The organism is Natrinema pallidum (genome assembly GCF_005890195.1).
In the GTDB taxonomy this organism is placed as follows: Archaea; Halobacteriota; Halobacteria; order Halobacteriales; family Natrialbaceae; genus Natrinema; species Natrinema pallidum.
Map to the genome: position 1 here is coordinate 627,855 of NZ_CP040637.1, position 18,001 is coordinate 645,855.

Sequence of the window (18,001 nt, forward strand, 5' to 3'; positions counted from 1 at the left end):
GCGGACGGGCCGCGGTACCGGGTTTCGACCACTCAGACGGATCGTGGCCGCCGGCACCGACCGCCGCCCATCCGTCCCACGACGCTCGATCAGTCGTTCGCTTCGGTCGCCGCCGACGTTTCGGCCGGGTCGACGACCTCGCCGGTCGCCGGGAAGACGCCGACCTGCTCGCATACGTCGGCCATCGGGCAGGCGTCGGGGTCCTCGAGACAGGCCGGCTTGCGTGCCCGGCAGTACTCGCGGCCGAACTGGATCGTCGCGGTGTGTCCGAAGCCACACTTGGCTGCGGGAACGTCACGCTCGAGGACCTCGCGAACCGCTTCGTGGTCCGCGTCGGGTGGTGCGATCCCCATGCGCCGATAGATGCGATGGACGTGCGTGTCGACGGGGAAAACGCCGCCGCGACCGCCGGCGAACAGCAGGACGCAATCGGCGGTCTTCGGCCCGACGCCGCGGACCGAAAGGAGCGTCTCGCGAACGACCGACGGCTCCTCGTCTTTGACGAAGGTATCGAACGCCGACGCGGAGCCGAACTCCTCGAGCACCCACTCGGCGGTATCGATCAGCGTCTCGGACTTCTGGTTGTACAGCCCGGCCCCGCTGATCGTTTCCGCGAGTGTCGCTCGCTCGGCGCTCGCGAGCGATTCGGCGAGGTCCACGTCTGGCCCCCCATATCTGTCGAGCAGTGCGTCGTGGGCCGGCTGACTCGCCTTGTCGCTGGTGTTCTGGCTCAGGATCGTTCGGACGAGACAGGTGAAGGCGTCCCGGCCGCCGTACTCCTTCTGCCAGAACAACTCTCCCAGTCGATCGACGACCGCCTCCGCGCGGGTTGCCGCGGTCGCCGGATCGAACTCGACCGCCGAACCGCCGCCCGTCGCACCGCCGCTGATGTTGACTGCGGGCTCCGGATCGTCGCTCATATCGTCGCGTTGGGCCCACGACATCAAAACTGCGACGGACTGCCGACGGCCGCCGATTTTCCAGGGCTCGAGTCGGTCGGTCGGTCGGATCCGTGGCGGCAGCGTCTATTCGACGGTGATCGTCACCGTCGCCGCGGCACCGTCGGCCAGCGCGTCAACGAGGTCGCGATCGAACCCGTCGGCCGCGAACTCGGCACCGTTCACGATCGTCCGGTCGTCGACGTACTCGCTCGTCCGGCCGACCGCGCTTCGCTCGTTGGTGAACTCGAGGTCGGGATCGCCGCGGCCCGTCACGGACTCCGTGTGGCCACCGGCCTCGATCGTGACCGTAATCGTCGCATCGGCGTCCCGGCAGGCAGCGACGAAGTCGGGATCGAAGTCCGCCGGCGCACGATCGGCCTCGATCGCGAGGATGCAGTCGCCCGCGGGGGTGAGGTAGTCGTCGGTCGTCACTTCGAAGGTACTCGCATGCTCGGCGCTGACGTGCTCGTGGCCGCGAGCGTGGATGATCTCTTCCATGGCCGTCGGTTCGGTGCCGAGCGGAAAACGCCCTCGAATCCGGCTCGGCTCCTCGTGTGCTGCCAACTCGCAACCCGCGAGTCGATCGGTCGGGTAGGAATCGGCTCCGCCAGTGATCCGCGTCGGAGCGCTTACGGTGCGGGCGGGACCGCCTATCGCCGCAGCTGACAGTCATTTTATACCTGATCACACGACAGCGTTGCGATCAGTGTGTCAACCGTTTCAGTTGCGACTATCGCTCACGAGCCGGACCGATAGCCGGCCCGAAACGCCCGCACGCCGGCCCCGAGCAGGTTCCCGATCACGACGCACACCAGGAGTACGATGAACCCTGTTCCCCAGTCCGCGTGCAGCGAGTCGCGGACGAGACCGACGAGGACCGCGATCGCGGCACCGGCGACTGCGAGGATTGCCAGTCCGAGTTGGAGCGGAGAACGGCTCGTTCTGTAGAGTAGATACTGCGGGAGTCCGATACCGACTGCCAGATAGAGACCGATACCGGCCGGGGTAACGCCCAGGATCGCGGCGCTCTCGGTGATGGCGCTTACGAGCCCGGCCAGCAGAACCGCCACGCCCAGACAGCCGGCGACCACGACCCAGCGTTTCATACGAAACCGTTCACATCGAAACTGAAGCGTGTTGTGGTGGCCGTGGAATCGACCGCGATGTCTCGAGGGCTAGAGCAGGCTCGCGCCGTCGAAGTCGCCGCGGCTGTACTCGATGTCCATCAGATCGAGGATCGTCGGCGTGATGTCGAAGAGATCGGCGTTGTCGATCGTCGCGTCGGGGTGGTCGATGTACAGCGACGTATCGTCGAAGCTGTGCATCCCGTTTCGCGGCCCGGTATCGAAGACCTCCGCATCACCCTTGAAGCCGGATTTGAGGTCGAAGCCGTTGTTCGGAATCGCGACCAGGTCCGGTGCGATATCGTCGTGATCGCCGCGGAAGGCCGCTTCCTTCTCGACGACGCGATCGACGACCGGGTTGCCGTCGGGCCCCTCGAGCGCCTCGAGGGCGGCCTTGAGTTCGTCGCGGACCGCGTCGTACTCGTCTTCGGTGACGGTACCGCGCGGTTCACGCCCCTCGAGGTTGATATAGAAGCGGCCGGGGATGAACGAGTAGGCCGTCGTATCGTCGGCAATGTCGTTCAGTTCCTCGGGGTCGTCGGTTCGGAAAGAGAGCCACCCCTCCTCTCGGAGCCACTCGTTGAAATGAACCTCGTAGTCGAGGCTGGTAAAGCCGTGATCGGAGGCGACGATTATGGTGACGTCGTCCGGCAGCGACTCTCGAAGGCGGCCGATGTACTCGTCGACTTTCTTGTAGAACTCGATGAACGCCTCCTTGTTCTCGCCGTCGCGCTCGTAATCCTTGAACAGGAAGTGGTTGACCCGGTCGGTGGTCATGAAGACGCCGAAGAACAGGTCCCAGTCGTCCTCCTCGATGTAGTGTTTGAAGGCCTCGAACTGGGCGTCGATCGTGGCGTGAGCGTCCTCGATGAACTCCGCTTTGTCGTCCTGGTGGCCGAGTTTCGGGTTGACGTCGATCCGATAATCGAGCGTCTCGAGGTAGTCGCGGACATCGTCGGGATAGGCGGCCTTGTCGAGGCCGGGCGAGAGGAACCCGGAGACCATCCGCTGGACGTCGCGCTGGGGCGGGAACGTGACGGGGACGTTCATTACGGTCGCCTTGCGCCCGGTCTCCTGCACGCGGTCCCAGACGCGCTCGGCCTGGACATCACGGCCCATCGGAACGTAGGTGTCGTAGGTGCCGATCTCCCGGTCCTGGAAGCCGTAAACGCCCGTCTCGCCGGGGTTCATCCCGGTCGTCAGCGACGGCCAGCAGGCGCTGGATTCCGGCGGGACGATGCTCGAGATCTCCTCGGCGGTCCCGTCGGCAGCGAGCGCAGCAAAGTTCGGGAACAGTTCCTCGTTCTCCGAGAGGAGACTATACGGCACGCCGTCGACCCCGATAAATGCGACCCGGGGATCGCCGTCGCCCCGTAATCGGTCGAACAGACCCATGGGCGGACGTAGTTCGACCGCATACAAGAAGGTTCGTTTCGAGACAGTGTTTTGCGAACGGCCGAGACTCCGTCGGTTGATTTACCGCGCACTCGCCACGGATCACGGTGACGGGGTATCGACCGACGCGAACGGCGGACGAGTCCGTGATCGATCGCGGACCGCCGCACGAACTCGAGGCGGGCTACGAGTCGCGTTCGCTCGCGTCCTCGGGATCGAAGTTGGTCGGAACGACCGTGGGGTGGGCCATGCCGACGGCGGATTCGGCCCCGTTGTCGGCCGACGATGCCGTTCGCGGACCGGAATCGGATGCTGCCATACGGGAACGGCTACGGCGGGGACGGGGATAAAATTACCCATGCTCATAACGAATCGGCGGGCCGGCCGCGGATAACTCTCGGGTATCCGTTCGCGGCGGCGATAGCAGACGATTGCGGGCCGTGAATACGGCGGGTCCCGCTTAGAAGTGCTCGTCGTAGAGTTCCTGGGCGTGCTCGATCGCGTCGTAGGCGGCCTGTTTGTCCTCCCAGCCCTGGGTCTCGACTTCCTTGCCCTCCTCCAAGTTCTTGTAGGTCGCGAAGAACTCGTCGATCTCGTCGAGTTGCTGCTGGGGGATATCGTCGAGGTCCTCGATGTGATCGTAACGCGGGTCCTCGCTGGGAACTGCGATGACCTTGTCGTCTTGCTCGCCGTCGTCGTCCATCTTCATCAGCGCGACCGGGCGCGCTTCGATGACACAGCCGGGGAACGTCTGATCCTCGACGAGGACGAGCACATCGAAGGGGTCCTCGTCGTCGTAGTACGATTGCGGGATGAACCCGTAGTCGCTCGGATAGTGGACGTTGCTGTGGAGCACGCGGTCGAGGACGACGCCGGGGACGTCCTTGTCGTACTCGTACTTGTTGCGCTCGCCCTTGAGACACTCCACGACGGCGTAGATCTCTTCTGGCGGATTCGGTCCGGTCTCGAGGTCTTCCCAGAGGTTGACCATGTACCTGAGAGTCCACGGTCGATCAAAAAGTACTTTCGTAATCGAGTGTCACCATCTACGTGACGGTTGCCAGAAATCAAACAGACACGAATCGGGCACCAACACCAGTGTCCGGCGATGTTGCGTCGGTAGCGTGTTGTACTACCGACTGATACGAAGGATTAGTTGACAAGTCTTAAATAGTCTGGTGACATTTACACACGTATGTCAGAGGCACAATCAATCACCGGCGAGCAGAGTATTGCACGCGAACTCACGGCCTTCCAGAACAACATCCTCGTCATCCTGGCCAAAGAGCCGATGTACGGCCTGGCGATCAAGCGGGAACTCGAGGACTACTACGGGACGGAGGTCAACCACGGCCGACTCTACCCCAACCTCGACGAACTCGTCGATCTGGGGCTGGTCGAGAAAAGCGAACTCGACAAGCGAACCAACCAGTATTCCCTGACCGACGACGGCTACGACGCCGTCCTCGACGGCATCACGTGGTCCCTCTCGAAGGTCGTCACGGGCGACGACCGCGCCGACGAGATCCGCGAGATCGTCGACGAAAGCTACTAGAACTGGATCTCCGGGACCGGCTCGTCCGCCGTCTCGAAGACCAGTTTCGTCGACTCCGCCAACACTTCCCGTTGTTTTTCCGACGGCCACGCGTTTCGGACCACGTACTCCGTTCCGAACTCCGCGAGTTCCGCGCTCGTCAGCGAGTCCATGGGCTTCGCGTAGTGGTTGCCGGCAAAGTCGGCGAGCAACGCCGCGTTGTCGCCGTGAACGTCGCCGTGGGCTTCCCTGACCGCCGCGACGAGGTCGCGATTATAGTCGTCGACCGACTCCCAGTCGTCCGGGTCCGCGGTCCCCTCGAGCGGAATCTCGACCGCGCGGTCGATATCCTCGATGCGGTCGGTCCGGATGATGCCGTCCTCGTGCCACGCCTCGGGATGGCACACGAGCACGTCGTCGCCGTCGTCGTCGCGGATGCGGGCGGTGAAGTCGTGATCGTCGAGCAACTCGTCACGCCGTTCCTTGTAGGCCGTGATTTCGTTTTCGTCGACCGCGGTGCGCTCGAGTCGCGTCAGCCGTTCGACTTCGTCGACGACCCCGCGGGGAAGGTCCCCGGCGTTCGGATCGGTGGTGGCGTCTCGGTTCTGCTCGCCGGCCGCACCGTCGGCGTCGATCGCGTTCGGATCGGTCATAGGGGAGTGTATGGACGCGGGCGGGTTTCCGCTTGCCGGTCCGCGTTGTCGGTGGGCGCGTTCGAGTCGCCTGCTAAGGGGGTGAGAACGGAACGGGCCAACCGAGAGTGAACGCGTCGACAAAGCGTGTCCAGCTATCGTGGCACCACGGAGGAGCCACGCCCTCCCCAACCGATTCGCTCACTCACGCTGTTCGTTCGCTCATCCCTCGCACAGTGTCATCGGCCGACCTCACTATCGTTCGGCCGACCGACAGTGCGCGCCACTGCACGTCGGTCGCTCGAGCCGGACGATACGTCGGTCGGCTGTACTGCGCGAATTTAGGCCTGATCCAGCGCCTCGTTCACGAGGCCGTCCGCGCGATCGTTGACCTCGCGAGGGACGTACTCGAGGGTCCACTCGTCGAACCCGCGGAGCAGTTCGCGGACGGTCACGCGCTTCTCGCGGAGGTCGGGGTCGTTGGTGTCGTACTCGCCGCGGACCTGTTTGACGATGAGTTCGGAGTCGCCCCGGACGTGGACCTCGTCGTAGTCGTAGTCGCGGGCGGCCTCGAGACCGGTGATCAGGGCCTCGTACTCGGCCTGGTTGTTCGTCGCCGTCCCGATCGTCTCGCCGCCTTCGGCGACGATGCCGTCGCCGGTGACGATCACCCAGCCGATCGCGGCCGGACCGGGATTGCCCCGAGAGCCGCCGTCGAAGTAGACGTGGGCGCGACCGCCACCCTCGCGGAGCAGCGCCTCGATGTCACGCGGGTCCGATCCCTGGATGACGATCTTGTCATCGTACGCGACCGCGGTCGCGCCGCCGCGACTCGCTCGCCAGCGTTCGTGGTCAGTGTTGCCCGAGTCGACGGTCACGCCCGCCGCCTCGAGTCGGTCGCGAGCCGCCTCGACGTCGCACTCGATGACCGGCATTCGTCTCCGTGATCGGCCAGTCCCGGATAAAGTCGTTCCGGTTTCGGATCGTAAACCTCGCCTTTCAACCGTTCTCCTGGTCGTTTTCGGCGGATAAGCTGTAGTGTCCGAAATACCTTACCCAACATTTATATAGCGTGGTGATACTACTATAAAAGTGCGATGACACGGTCCACCCGCCAGCGGGAGCGAACGCGCGAGACGGACGAGACCGAGGATCAGGAGGGGGTACGTGCCTGCCCCGAGTGTGAATCGGATAATCTCGTTAAGGACTCCGACCGGGGTGAGCTCATCTGTGAAGATTGTGGGCTCGTCGTGGAGGAAGAACAGATCGATCCCGGCCCGGAGTGGCGGGCGTTCAACCACCAGGAACGACAGGAGAAGTCCCGCGTCGGCGCGCCGACGACCCAGACGATGCACGACAAGGGACTGACGACGACCATCGACTGGAAGGACAAGGACGCCTACGGCCGCTCTATTTCGTCGAAGAAGCGGAGTCAGATGCACCGGCTCCGCAAGTGGCAGGAACGCATTCGAACGAAAGACGCCGGCGAACGTAATCTCCAGTTCGCACTCAGTGAAATCGATCGGATGGCCTCCGCGCTCGGTGTTCCGCGATCCGTCCGCGAGGTCGCGTCGGTCATCTACCGGCGCGCGCTCAAGGAAGACCTCATCCGCGGGCGCTCGATCGAGGGCGTCGCGACCTCCGCGCTGTACGCCGCCTGTCGCAAGGAAGGGATCCCGCGAAGTCTCGAGGAAATCTCGGAAGTCTCCCGCGTCGAACGCAAAGAAATCGGTCGCACGTATCGATACATCTCGCAGGAACTCGGCCTCGAGATGCGACCCGTCGACCCGAAAAAGTACGTCCCGCGCTTCTGTTCTGAACTCGAACTGTCCGAGGAAGTCCAGACCAAGGCCAACGAGATCATCGAGAAAACGGCCGAGGAAGGATTGCTGTCGGGCAAGTCACCGACCGGCTACGCCGCCGCCGCGATCTACGCCGCGTCGCTGCTTTGCAACGAGAAGAAGACCCAACGCGAGGTCGCCGATGTCGCACAGGTGACCGAGGTGACGATCCGGAACCGGTATCAAGAGCAGATCGAAGCGATGGGCATTCACGGTTAGGGCCTCGCCGTTTCGGAGCGGTCATTTTTCCCGCGAGTGTCGGCCGGCCAGCCGCCGCACGCGGGGCGTTCTCGCTCGAGCGACAGATGGACGTGTCACTCGAGTCGGCCCGCCGCTGGCCGAGAGAAGGACGCCCGATCGCGTCGGGAGGAGCCACCGAACGCCACCGCACACCAGATCGCACGACGGCTGTGCGATCGGTGTGAGTCGTCCGCTCGTGGGATGTACCGACTACTCGTCCTTGCCGACGCTGATGACCTGCAATAGCGAGTAGACCGGGACGCCGTCGAGTTCCTCGAGTCCTTGCTTATCCGCGAGGACGACACAGGCCAGCGGTTTACCGCCCTCGGCGCGGATCGCCTCGATGGTCTCACGCATGGTGGTGCCGCTGGTGATGGTGTCGTCGACGATGTAACACTCGCGGTCGCGGATGCCGGCGAAGTTCCGGCTGAACGTCCCGCCGAGTTCCTCGATGTCGCCTTCCTCCCACTGGTGTTTGGCGGGGGTGTAGGTTCCGAGGTCGGTCTCGAGTTCACGCGCGACGAGAGTGGCGATGGGACCGCCGGCTTTCTCGATACCGATCGTCAGGTCGATGTCCTCGCCGTGTTTGGCGAGCATGTCGGCCATTGCCGAGGCGATGGCGTTCATTCGCTTGCTGTCCCGGCCGATCGCGGACCAGTCGACGTGGATGTCCTGTGGCCCGGTGCCACCGCTTGCCGGCGGGCTAGATGCCTGCTCGGTCGACTGAGCGGGCGTGCTGCTGCGCTCGACGAGCCAGCTGGCGGTCTCCCGGGAGACGTTCAGCTCGTCCGCGATTTCGCCCTTCGAGAGGCCGCGGGCCGCGAGCTCGGCCGCACTCTCGATGAGGTCGTCAACGTTTTTCATATGTCCTCGAATTCGATCGCCGTTTTTATAGTCGTATCGTCATCCGGACTCGCCGTCGAGCCGCCGCCGGCCGCCGCGACGGGTGCGGTCACCTCCGGAAACGCCCGCTCGAGGGCCGCGAGGTCGTAGACCCCGGAGACGATCTCCGTGAGCACCCAGTCGGGAAGCGCGGAAAGGGTATCGATGGCCGCCTCGAAGTGTCCGCGATTCGAGTTGACGCTGCCGACGAGCGCCTTGTTCGAGAGCACGAGTTCGCGGTGGAGGTGCCCGCCGTCGACCTCGAACGTCCAATCGCCGGGGACGCCCAGCAGGGCGGCGACGCCGTTGGGAGCCAGCGCTTCGATCGCCTCGAACGCGTGTTTCGCGTGGCCGGTCGCCTCGTAGACGAGATCCATCGGTTCGTAGGCGGCGGGGATCTCGGAGACCGGCGTCTCCCGGGAATCGATGTACGTCGCGCCGAGCCGATCGACGATATCGATCGTCGGATGCGGCCGGTCCTTTCGGCCGAGACAGTACACGCGGTCGTACTCGAGGGTCTCCGTGAGCATCGCGGCGGTCAACAGTCCCAGCGAACCGGTCCCGAGGACGAGCGCGGACGCGGGCCGCCAGTCGAACGCCGAGCGGGTCGCGCGGGCGTGTTCGATCGCCTTTTCGGTGATGCTGATCGGTTCGACGAGAAAGCCCATCGGAGCCAGGTCGGCCGGGATCGGAACGAGGCAGTCGGCCGGACTCGTCACGAACTCGGCCATGAACCCGTGGGCCCCGACGATCCCGCGTTCGACGTACTCGCCGTCCGGTGCCATATCGGGCTCACCGCGTTCGAAGTACGCGTTCGTCTCGACGCCCGGCGGCGGTCGTCGAACCGTCGGGACGACGTACTGGCCCTCCTCGAGGGCCGTTCCGTTCGCGTCCGCGACGATGCCGACGGCCTCGTGGCCGAGAATCAGGCGATCGTCGCCGTCGGGGACGCTGCCGTGGGTTCCGTCGATGACTTCGTAATCGGTCCCGTCGACGCCCACGCGGCAGATCCGAACGAGCGCCTCGCCGGGAGACGGAGCGGGAACGGGCCGCTCGACGACTTCCGGGACGCCCGCTCCGGGCGTAACTGCGATGGCTTTCATATGACCCCAGTAGGAACCATGATGATAAATATTTATTCCCTCCCGAGTAAATACCTCATAGGAGATGACAGGACTGTCACCAATGCACGAACGGATCGAACGCCCATCCCGACGCGACCATCACTGGAAACGGTTAACCGCCTGCCCATGCCTGTAGGCCACATGGAACGATACGACCTCGTCTATCAGCTCTACGATGAGTACGACACGAAGACGTTACGGGAGTTCCAGGAGTTCGTCGACGTCTTTCCCGCCGTCGACTCGCGGGTCGCTCTCGAGCACTGGCAGGAGGCGACCGAGCAACTCGAGGAGCGCAAGGACGAGATCCGCTCGTCGTTCGCGGCCGGGGAGACGTTCGCTGAGATCGCCGCGCGGGCGACCCGCGATCAGGCCTTTACGGCGCTCGATCTCGAGGCGAAGTACGGCCGGGCGGTTAACGTCCTCGTGTTAGACGTCGACGAAACGCTGCGGTCCGCAGGCGGGACGGACAACGAGATCCCGCGGGACACGCTGCACATGCTGACGGAGTTCTACGACGCCGGCATCCCGATCGTCATCTGTACGGGTCAGACCCTGGAAAACGTCAAGGGCTTTGCGATCCAGGGACTCGGCAGCGAAATCGTCCATTCGGGGTCCCTCTCGATCGTCTACGAAGCGGGGACGGGCGTGTTCACCCCCGGACACGGCGCACAGACGAAGCAGTTGCTCTACGAGGACCTCGAGGAGTCGATCCGGACGGTCTTCGACGACGTTCGCTCGCGGGTCCTGCCCGAAGCGCCCGAGGACCTCCGTCGCGGCTGTCACCTCCAGGGCAACGAGTTCAACGTCACGATGAAACCCAACTACGAAACCGGCTCGGCCGACGCCCGGGAGATCATCGACGAGGCGCTGGTCTATCTCATCGACCTGCTCGCCGATGCCGTCGGGACGACGCTCGAGGCGGACGGGAGCGACGCGGGCGATGCGGGCAGCGGGACGGCGGGTGACGGTGCGAACGGCGGGACGGAACTGGCGGGCGAGACGGTCGCGGACTGGACCCGCGCCTTCTACGCCGCGCAGGACCCCGAAATCAGGGCCGTGCTCGAGGGCGAAGGTGCGTATCCGGCCCTCGACGCCGCGGACGTTCCCGACTCCCTCGCGGCCGTCCTCGATCGCATCGACGTCGCCTACTACGAGGCCGACGCGGCCGAGATCGGCAGCCTCGAACTCAACAAGGTCGTCGGCGTCGAACGCGCGCTCGACGTCCTCGGCGTCGACGACCCGTTCGCGCTCGTGATGGGAGACTCCAAGAGCGATCTCCGGGTCATGGAGTGGGCCGCCGACAACGACGCCGGCATCGCCGCCGCCCCGGAACACGCCTCGCAGGATACCCTGGAACACGTCCTCGAGACGGACGAACTCGTCTTCGATCGCGGCAAGAGCGTCGACGTGCTCCAGACGGCGTACGCGCTCAACCGACTGGCTCGTCTCGGGTGACGTGGCCACTTAAACTGCCGGAATACAAAAGCCGTCTCATCAACCGTATTCGAGTCCTCCCTTCTATCAGCACGACCCGGACGACCACGATCGACGACGCGAGCGGATCGACTGGATACTGCTGAGACGAGTCCATGTCCCGCTCCGACAGCGGTCTCGGCGGCCGACTGGATTCGAGTACGCGTTCCGAGGTGACTCCCAATGACGACGATCGCAGAACTCTCGCTTTCGACGGACGAGTTCGCACTCGCAGAGACCGTCCAACAACTCCCGGCTCTCGAGGTCCGCGTCGAGAGCGTCGTCGCGGAGGGGCCGGTCCGAACGGTGCCGCTCGTCTGGTTCTCGAACGTCGACCGCGCCGATCTCGAGGCAACCCTCGAAACGGACCCGACCGTCGACGAGTATCGCCGACTACTCGCCGATACCGAGGCCGGCGACCTGTTCTACCGGCTTACGTACACCGAGGCGGTCGCGTCGGTCTGTCGGTGCGTCTACACCCACGGCGGCACAGTACTCGACGCGCAGGTATCGGACGGGCGGTGGACGCTTCGGCTGCTCTTTCCCCGTCGCGAGGAACTCTCGACTGCCGTCTCGGACATCGAGGAGCAGGGCGTCCGCATCGATGTCAGGCGCATGGTCGAGGCCGGCCAGGACGAGGCCCTCGAGACGACGGCCGCGCTGACCGAGCCCCAGCGGGAGGCCATCGCCGAGGCCTACCGACAGGGCTACTACGACGTTCCGCGAGAGATATCGCTCGAGGAACTCGCGAACGAACTCGACATCTCCCACCAGGCCCTTTCCGAGCGGCTCCGCCGGGCGAACCGCGTGCTCGCGGGCGAGCAGTTGGACGACCCGACGGGCGAAATGGCGACGCTGGACTGACGACGAACGGAGCCGACACGGAAGCGAGCTGAAACGAGGGACCGATTCGATCCGGACGGGCGCTACTCGTCGATCCGTTCGTGACTGATCGTCTGTCGTTCTCCAAACACGACCGCGACCATTTGCGGCTCCCGATCACTGTCGACATCGATCGTCGTGGTATCACCTTTCGAAACCGTCTCCTGCTCCTCCCAGCCGCGCGGCTCGAGACCGGAGGGCTCGACGACGACACCGAGGTCGGCGGCGTCGATCTCGTCACCGCCCGCGTGTTCGACGGTTACCGTTTCCTCCTCGGCGTCGTATTCGATGTCGAAATCGGCGTCGGGGAGGACGACGTGATCGGTGACCTCATATGGGTCATCGGGAGCGACCCATTCGACGGTGACTTCGGTTCCGGCATCGAAGCGCCCCAGTTCGATCTCGTCGTCGGTCGTCAGCGTATCGTACCGATCGGCCGGCTGGACGTCGCTCGGTTCTCCGTCGACTCGGAATTCGAAGGCACCGGCGTCGCGGTCGTCTTCCCCGCGGTAGACGGCGACGAGCCCGTTCGCCCGATTCTCGAGCGTAAACGTCCGTCGCGGAGCCGGCGTGAAATGGTAAATAGATTGACTGGATGTGAAGTTATATCCCTTCTGAACCAGCATAACGGTGATTCGGTCATCGGCCGCCACGTCGTCGATCACCACGCTGTCGCCCGTAGTCAGCGTGTCGTACTCTCCGGAGAAGGGGTTGAAGTCCTCCCGGTCGTCGGACCGAGGCCGATCACCGCTGGTGTAGTCGATCGACAGCACCGACGGGTCGGCCGGTTGCTCGCCCGTGTAGACGAGTTCGACCGTCTCGGCGTCGGGATCGTAGGTGGCATCGAGCGACTCCGGACCGACGAACGTCCGACCCAGAACGTCTTCGGTGTCTTCGGGACCCGTCCAGACGAGTTTGACCACCGCGAACGGAGTGACGGCCGTGCTGAGGTCATCACCGGGTGCGAACGTCTCGTATTCGTCGGCCGGCTGCCGGTCCGCGGGCTCGGTGTTGATCCGTAGCTCGAGGTCGTCGGCGGGGATTTCCTCTCCGTCCGTGTAGTCGGCAACGGCCGTCCCGTCCTCGTCGTCGTACGTGATATCGACGCGTGCGTGGGGGCGGAGGACCCGCTCTTCGATGACGGACGGGTCGTCGGGCTCGAGCCACTCGACGGCGACGGTAGTGCCGTGGGGGACCTCGCCGAACTCGAGTTCGGTATCCGACGAGAGGGTCTCGGCTCGATCGGCGAACTGTACGTCGGCGGGTTCGTCGTCGAACAGCAGGCGAAAGTCGTCGGCGTCGCGTTCCTGATCGCCGTGGTACCGCACGACGAGGGTCCCCTCGTGGCGACGGAGGGACAGCCGCGGCGGCCGAACGCGGACGTGAGCCAGCGACTGCTGTCCGCGGTTCGGGTTGGGCGGTGCCGTCAATTCGAGGGAGACCCGATCGCCGTAAGTAACGTCGTCGACTGTGATCGTATCGCCGCGAGTGAGCGATCCCGACACGTCCGTCACGGCCGACCGGTCCGTGTCAGGCCGTCGGTCATTCCGGTATTCGTCGCTTTGTCGGTGGACCACCTCGAGACGGTCCGGATCGGCCGCGAGGTCCCCGTCGTACGTGATCTCCGCGGTCTCCGTCGCGGCGTCGTAGCTCGACTCGAACGACTCCGATCCGACGAGCGTCCGATCGTAATAGTAGTAGACGTCCTCGCTCTCGTCGATCCATCGGAGTCCGACGTCGGCGATCGGCCCGGTTTCGAGTTCGACGGTATCGCCCTCGGAAAACGAGTCCCGCTCGTCCGCGAGTTGCACGTCCGCGAGTTCGCCGTCGACCCACACCTCGAGATCGGCGGTATCGACCGATTCGCCGCCGACGTGTTCGATGGTCGCGAGCCCGTCGTCCGCGTGCGAACGAACGCGAATGCGTGCGTCGGGTGCCGCATCGCGGTCGCGTTCGGGCGGCTGGTCGATGACCGCGTCGACGCGGACGAACGCGCCCTCCCGAGTGACCGTCGTTTCGACGACCTCGCCCTGTTCGAAGCGCTCGAGGCGCTCGGTGATCCAGTCGTCGTCGACAGCGGCGTCCGATGCGGGTTCGAAGACGTACTCCGACTCGACGGTTCCCGAACCCGTTTCCCGGGGCTGATCGAATCCGACGGCGAGTGACGCGACTCCGTCGGTGAACTCGAGGTGGCGTGCCTTATCGAGGTTGGGAAGAAAGACGATGTCGTTCGAATCCGCGAGCCGTTCGAAGACTGGTGCAGTCGCCTCGGGATCGACCAAGACGGTGTCCGTCTCGCCGGTGGCGGCGTCGACAACCGTCTCGGCGATGTCGGTCGGATCCCGCTCGGAGACCGAGACGACGACGAGACGCCCGTCGGCGGACGCGAACGCGGCATCGCTGTCGAGGGTTCCGATCCGCCACTCACCGCGTTCGACAGCGTCGCCGGATGTCAGCCGGCCGAACGAGCCGGACGCGGCGCTGATCCCGAAGTCATCGTCCCCCGCAACCACTGAAACCGCCGCGGAGACCGCGTCGGTATCGAACTCGCCATCGATCTCGTCGGCGTGTTCCGAGATGTGTCGAATCACATATTCTAATTCGGACCCGTCAGTCTCACCGACGCGGGCGTAATGAAGGCGGCGATAGGTCGTGTCGAGGGCCGATTCTGCGGGGAGCAGTTCAAGGAGGCTCTCGGGATCGGCCGACAGCCCCGACTGGCTGGCGTCGGCGGCGTCGTCTGCGACCGCGCCCGCGTATCCGGAGAGAGCAACGGTCGCGGCGGTTCCGCTTCCGACGAGCAGTTCGCGTCTTCGCATGCCCGATCGTTCAGTAGTTGCCTCCTTTAACCTTCTGAACTACTGAAACGTTCGCGCAATCATCGCATGTGAGTCGTTCGAGCGCCGGCGATCTGCCATCGAACCCTCGCTCGGCGGGGCCATGACCGACGTCCCTATTCTGCTGCCGCTCGTATCGGCGGCCATGACCGAGTACGACGCCATCGTCTACGATCTGGACGGCACGCTCGTGGACCTGGACGTCGACTGGAACGCCGTCGCCGTCGACGTCCGCACGGTGTACGACAACGCGAACGTCGAACCGCCGAGCGACGGCCTCTGGGACATGCTCGAGATCGCGGCCGAGGTCGGACTGGCCGCCGAGGTGGAGTCGGCCATCGCGGCCCACGAACACGACGGGGCGCGAACGTCGCGCCGCCTCGTCCGCGCCGACGAACTGCTCGAACGATCGCCGCCGGCCGGCGTCTGTTCGCTGAACTGCGAACGGGCGTGTCGGATCGCGCTCGAGGAACACGCGCTGACGATGGCGGTCGACGCCGTCGTCGGCCGCGATACGGTCGCGACGTGGAAGCCGGACCCGGAACCGCTGCTCGCGACCGTCCGCGAACTCGGAGCCGAACCCGAGCGGGCGCTGTTCGTCGGTGACTCCGCGCGGGACCGGCGGACCGCAGAACGGGCGGGGACCGACTTCGAGTACGTCGGCGATGGACCGTCCGGTGTCTGACGCCGATCCCGCTCGGGCGCTCGAGTCGACTACGTCTGGTTTCGTTTGGCGTACGCAAAGACGATGACCGACGTGACGAGCCAGACGGGAGCGCCGACCCGGATCGCGAACTCGACGCGGTCGGCCCACGTGGGGAGCGCTGTGGTCGCCGACAGGACGGCGACCAGCGGCGCTCCGACGAGGATGGTGGCGACGAACGTCGTTTGCATCACCCAGCCGTAATCGACCCCGTCGGGCGTGGTCGTTTCGACGCGTTCAGGCACGCGTGAGTATGACGACCGGTCCCTCTTAAGCGCGCCGGGTGTGCACGAAGGGAGGCACGAGGGCTATCGAGACGCTGGGTAGTCACCGAAGAACAACGACGTTTAATCGTGGGCATCCAATCTGTGAGTATGCCTAGCGTACGGGATCTCCGAGCGAAGGCTGGCGATGAACCGATCACGATGCTGACGGCCTACGACGCGCCAACGGCGGCGATCGTCGACGAGGCCGGCGTCGACGTTATTCTCGTCGGTGACAGCCTCGGGAACGCCAGTTTGGGCTACGAAACCACCCTTCCCGTGACCGTCGACGACATAGCTCGGCACACCGGCGCGGTCGCTCGCGCGACCGACGACGCCCTCGTCGTCGCCGACATGCCGTTCCTCTCGGTCGGCGTCGACGAAGCGGCGAGCCTCGAGAACGCGGGCCGGATGCTCAAAGAGGAAAACGCCCATGCGGTCAAACTCGAGTGCGGACCCCACACCGTCGATCTCACGGAGAAACTGGTCCAACTCGGAATTCCGGTGATGGCCCATCTGGGACTGACGCCCCAGCACGTCAACCAGTACGGCGGCTATCCCCGTCAGGGGACGGACCAGGAGGCCGCGGAACGCATCCTCGACCTGGCTGTGGCCCACGAGGACGCCGGCGCGTTCTCGCTGGTCCTGGAACACGTCCCGTCGAACCTCGCGGCGGACGTAACGGCGGCGCTGGACATCCCGACGATCGGCATCGGTGCCGGGCCGGACTGCGACGGGCAGGTGCTCGTGGTCGACGACGCGATCGGCCTCAGCGAGTGGTCTCCCTCGTTCTCGAAGCAGTTCGGCGACGTCCGCGGGGAGATGGAGTCCGCGATCGGAGCGTACGTCTCGGCGGTCGAGTCCGGCGAGTTCCCCGCCGACGAACACAGCCACGAGGAAAGCGACCTCGAGGACATCTATTGAGCGGCCGCCGGTCGAGTGCCGCCCGGTCCCCTCGAGACGATGGCGTAGAGCCCGCCTCGAGATCGGCGACGCGATAGCGGCGCGTAGATCACTGCGACCACGGACTCGTTCGCCTTCCGAGTATGGGTGATGGGAGCGCGCCGTCCGCTCGCGGACCGCCGCGGCGACCGTTTTCGCCGCGTCGCAGTCTCAGTCTCGGGTTCGATCGCCGGCGATCCCCGCGAAAAAGTCCTCGACGACGCCGTTGAACGCAGCGGGCTGCTCGGCCATCGCCAGATGGGCGGCGTCCTCGATCTCGCCGAGGCTGGCTCCCTCGATTTCGTCGGCGAGATACTCGTGGAACCACGGCGGCGTCAGCTGGTCGTACTCCCCGTACACCGCGAGCGTCGGGGTCTCGATCTCGGCGACGCGGTCGCGAACGTCGAACTCGTGGCAGGTCAGGAAGTCGCGGTTGGTGACCGCCTGTCCCGTCTCGTGCATTCGTTCCATCGATCGCTCCCGGAGCGCCGGCTCAGGGTCGTGAAAGAGCCGGTCCGGACCGTGCAGGAACTCGACCGCCCGTTGGAAGTCGGACTCGAGCCAGGTCAACAGGTCCTCGAGCACGCCGAGTCGCGCACCGGTACCCGTCAGCACGGCCGCTTCGGGGTCGTACTCGCGCTCGAGCAGGATCTGGAGGACGACGGCACCGCCAAGGGAGTTGCCGACGAGGTGTTCCGAACCCGTCGCTTCGACGACGGCCAGCACGTCATCGGCGTAGGCCGACAGCGCCGAGTAGCCGGCGCTCGCGTCGATGTCGTCCGAGTCGCCGTGGCCGCTGAGATCCATCGTAACGATCGGGTGGGCGGTCGCCAGCGACTGCTGGCCCGCCCAGATATCGCTCGCTCCCCCGCTCCCGTGGACGAAACAGATCGGCGATCCATCCCCGCCTCGGTCGACGACATCGTACGCCGTCTCTCGACCGTGGTGTGGTACTGTTTCCATACGCAACAGCACACCGGGGACTGGCATAAAGACTCGATTCGACGGCGACCGGCGACCGCCGGCAACGGGGCGTTGCGCGTCCGGCCCAGCGCCACACGTACCGGTCGGTGCAAGCACACGCATCGAGATTCGCTGTGAACTGCGAACAAGCACTTCAGCCATCCCCCTCTCGCCGTCATGCGATTATTCGGCGAAATGCTTAAATAGTAGCGGTGCTTACCTTGG

19 protein-coding genes are annotated in these 18,001 nt (G+C 65.1%); 6 read left to right on the forward strand and 13 right to left on the reverse strand.

Translation table 11 applies throughout. The features are described from left to right. Positions 1 to 89: 89 nt before the first annotated feature. From FGF80_RS03010 to FGF80_RS03030, 6 genes are all read right to left on the reverse strand, one after another. On the reverse strand, positions 90 to 920 hold the full coding sequence (locus FGF80_RS03010) for an endonuclease III domain-containing protein (protein WP_138652149.1): 831 nt from the start codon (positions 918 to 920) through the stop codon (positions 90 to 92). Positions 921 to 1,025: 105 nt separating this feature from the next. Then, positions 1,026 to 1,439 (reverse strand): DUF371 domain-containing protein, encoded by a 414-nt coding sequence (locus FGF80_RS03015; RefSeq protein WP_006184719.1) that lies wholly within the window; start codon positions 1,437 to 1,439, stop codon positions 1,026 to 1,028. A 239-nt stretch (positions 1,440 to 1,678) separates the two neighbouring features. Next, positions 1,679 to 2,047, reverse strand: coding sequence for a hypothetical protein (locus FGF80_RS03020; protein WP_006184718.1), 369 nt, complete (start codon positions 2,045 to 2,047; stop codon positions 1,679 to 1,681). Positions 2,048 to 2,116: 69 nt separating this feature from the next. Further along, positions 2,117 to 3,460, reverse strand: a complete 1,344-nt coding sequence (locus tag FGF80_RS03025) for an alkaline phosphatase family protein (RefSeq protein ID WP_138652151.1) — start codon at positions 3,458 to 3,460, stop codon at positions 2,117 to 2,119. A gap of 184 nt (positions 3,461 to 3,644) precedes the next feature. Next, positions 3,645 to 3,779: a hypothetical protein gene (locus FGF80_RS19735; RefSeq protein WP_269150340.1), complete on the reverse strand. Its 135-nt coding sequence runs from the start codon at positions 3,777 to 3,779 to the stop codon at positions 3,645 to 3,647. Positions 3,780 to 3,920: 141 nt separating this feature from the next. Next, entirely contained in the window at positions 3,921 to 4,451 is a 531-nt protein-coding gene (locus FGF80_RS03030; RefSeq protein WP_006184715.1) for an inorganic diphosphatase, read from the reverse strand. Between the two features lie 204 nt (positions 4,452 to 4,655). Between FGF80_RS03030 and FGF80_RS03035 the strand changes: the two genes are divergently transcribed. After that, positions 4,656 to 5,015: a PadR family transcriptional regulator gene (locus tag FGF80_RS03035; RefSeq protein WP_006184714.1), complete on the forward strand. Its 360-nt coding sequence runs from the start codon at positions 4,656 to 4,658 to the stop codon at positions 5,013 to 5,015. Here FGF80_RS03035 and FGF80_RS03040 read toward each other — a convergent pair. Both FGF80_RS03040 and rnhA read right to left on the reverse strand, forming a co-directional pair. Further along, a complete protein-coding gene (locus FGF80_RS03040) occupies positions 5,012 to 5,647 on the reverse strand; it encodes a DUF7108 domain-containing protein (protein WP_138652153.1) in 636 nt (211 codons plus the stop codon). The two genes, FGF80_RS03035 and FGF80_RS03040, sit on opposite strands and share 4 nt — an antisense overlap. Positions 5,648 to 5,967: 320 nt before the next feature. Next, positions 5,968 to 6,561 (reverse strand): ribonuclease HI, encoded by a 594-nt coding sequence (gene rnhA, locus FGF80_RS03045; protein WP_138652155.1) that lies wholly within the window; start codon positions 6,559 to 6,561, stop codon positions 5,968 to 5,970. Positions 6,562 to 6,723: 162 nt separating this feature from the next. On the opposite strand from rnhA, the gene FGF80_RS03050 reads away from it, so the two are divergent. Continuing rightward, a complete protein-coding gene (locus FGF80_RS03050) occupies positions 6,724 to 7,686 on the forward strand; it encodes a transcription initiation factor IIB (protein ID WP_006184711.1) in 963 nt (320 codons plus the stop codon). A 231-nt stretch (positions 7,687 to 7,917) separates the two neighbouring features. On the opposite strand, the gene gfcR is transcribed toward FGF80_RS03050, so the two are convergent. Both gfcR and FGF80_RS03060 read right to left on the reverse strand, forming a co-directional pair. Next, a complete protein-coding gene (gfcR, locus tag FGF80_RS03055; protein ID WP_006184710.1) occupies positions 7,918 to 8,571 on the reverse strand; it encodes a transcriptional regulator GfcR in 654 nt (217 codons plus the stop codon). Beyond that, positions 8,568 to 9,692: a glucose 1-dehydrogenase gene (locus FGF80_RS03060; RefSeq protein ID WP_006184709.1), complete on the reverse strand. Its 1,125-nt coding sequence runs from the start codon at positions 9,690 to 9,692 to the stop codon at positions 8,568 to 8,570. The genes gfcR and FGF80_RS03060 overlap by 4 nt, the downstream gene beginning before the upstream one ends. A gap of 162 nt (positions 9,693 to 9,854) precedes the next feature. Here FGF80_RS03060 and FGF80_RS03065 point away from each other — a divergent pair, with 162 nt between their 5' ends. Next, positions 9,855 to 11,168: an HAD family hydrolase gene (locus FGF80_RS03065; RefSeq protein ID WP_006184708.1), complete on the forward strand. Its 1,314-nt coding sequence runs from the start codon at positions 9,855 to 9,857 to the stop codon at positions 11,166 to 11,168. Between the two features lie 201 nt (positions 11,169 to 11,369). Continuing rightward, on the forward strand, positions 11,370 to 12,050 hold the full coding sequence (locus FGF80_RS03070) for a helix-turn-helix domain-containing protein (RefSeq protein WP_006184707.1): 681 nt from the start codon (positions 11,370 to 11,372) through the stop codon (positions 12,048 to 12,050). Positions 12,051 to 12,112: 62 nt separating this feature from the next. Here the strand turns inward: FGF80_RS03070 and FGF80_RS03075 are convergent, their stop codons facing one another. Next, the gene (locus FGF80_RS03075; protein ID WP_138652157.1) at positions 12,113 to 14,887 is read right to left on the reverse strand and encodes a type IV pilin N-terminal domain-containing protein; all 2,775 of its coding nucleotides are present in this window, start codon (positions 14,885 to 14,887) and stop codon (positions 12,113 to 12,115) included. A 163-nt stretch (positions 14,888 to 15,050) separates the two neighbouring features. Here FGF80_RS03075 and FGF80_RS03080 point away from each other — a divergent pair, with 163 nt between their 5' ends. Continuing rightward, a complete protein-coding gene (locus FGF80_RS03080; protein WP_138655454.1) occupies positions 15,051 to 15,590 on the forward strand; it encodes an HAD family hydrolase in 540 nt (179 codons plus the stop codon). Positions 15,591 to 15,619: 29 nt separating this feature from the next. Here the strand turns inward: FGF80_RS03080 and FGF80_RS03085 are convergent, their stop codons facing one another. Then, a complete protein-coding gene (locus FGF80_RS03085; protein ID WP_006184704.1) occupies positions 15,620 to 15,853 on the reverse strand; it encodes a DUF5822 domain-containing protein in 234 nt (77 codons plus the stop codon). Between the two features lie 129 nt (positions 15,854 to 15,982). Here FGF80_RS03085 and panB point away from each other — a divergent pair, with 129 nt between their 5' ends. Further along, positions 15,983 to 16,795, forward strand: coding sequence for a 3-methyl-2-oxobutanoate hydroxymethyltransferase (panB, locus tag FGF80_RS03090; protein WP_006184703.1), 813 nt, complete (start codon positions 15,983 to 15,985; stop codon positions 16,793 to 16,795). Between the two features lie 189 nt (positions 16,796 to 16,984). On the opposite strand, the gene FGF80_RS03095 is transcribed toward panB, so the two are convergent. Beyond that, positions 16,985 to 17,776, reverse strand: coding sequence for an alpha/beta fold hydrolase (locus FGF80_RS03095; RefSeq protein ID WP_175416972.1), 792 nt, complete (start codon positions 17,774 to 17,776; stop codon positions 16,985 to 16,987). Between the last annotated feature and the right edge of the window lie 225 nt (positions 17,777 to 18,001).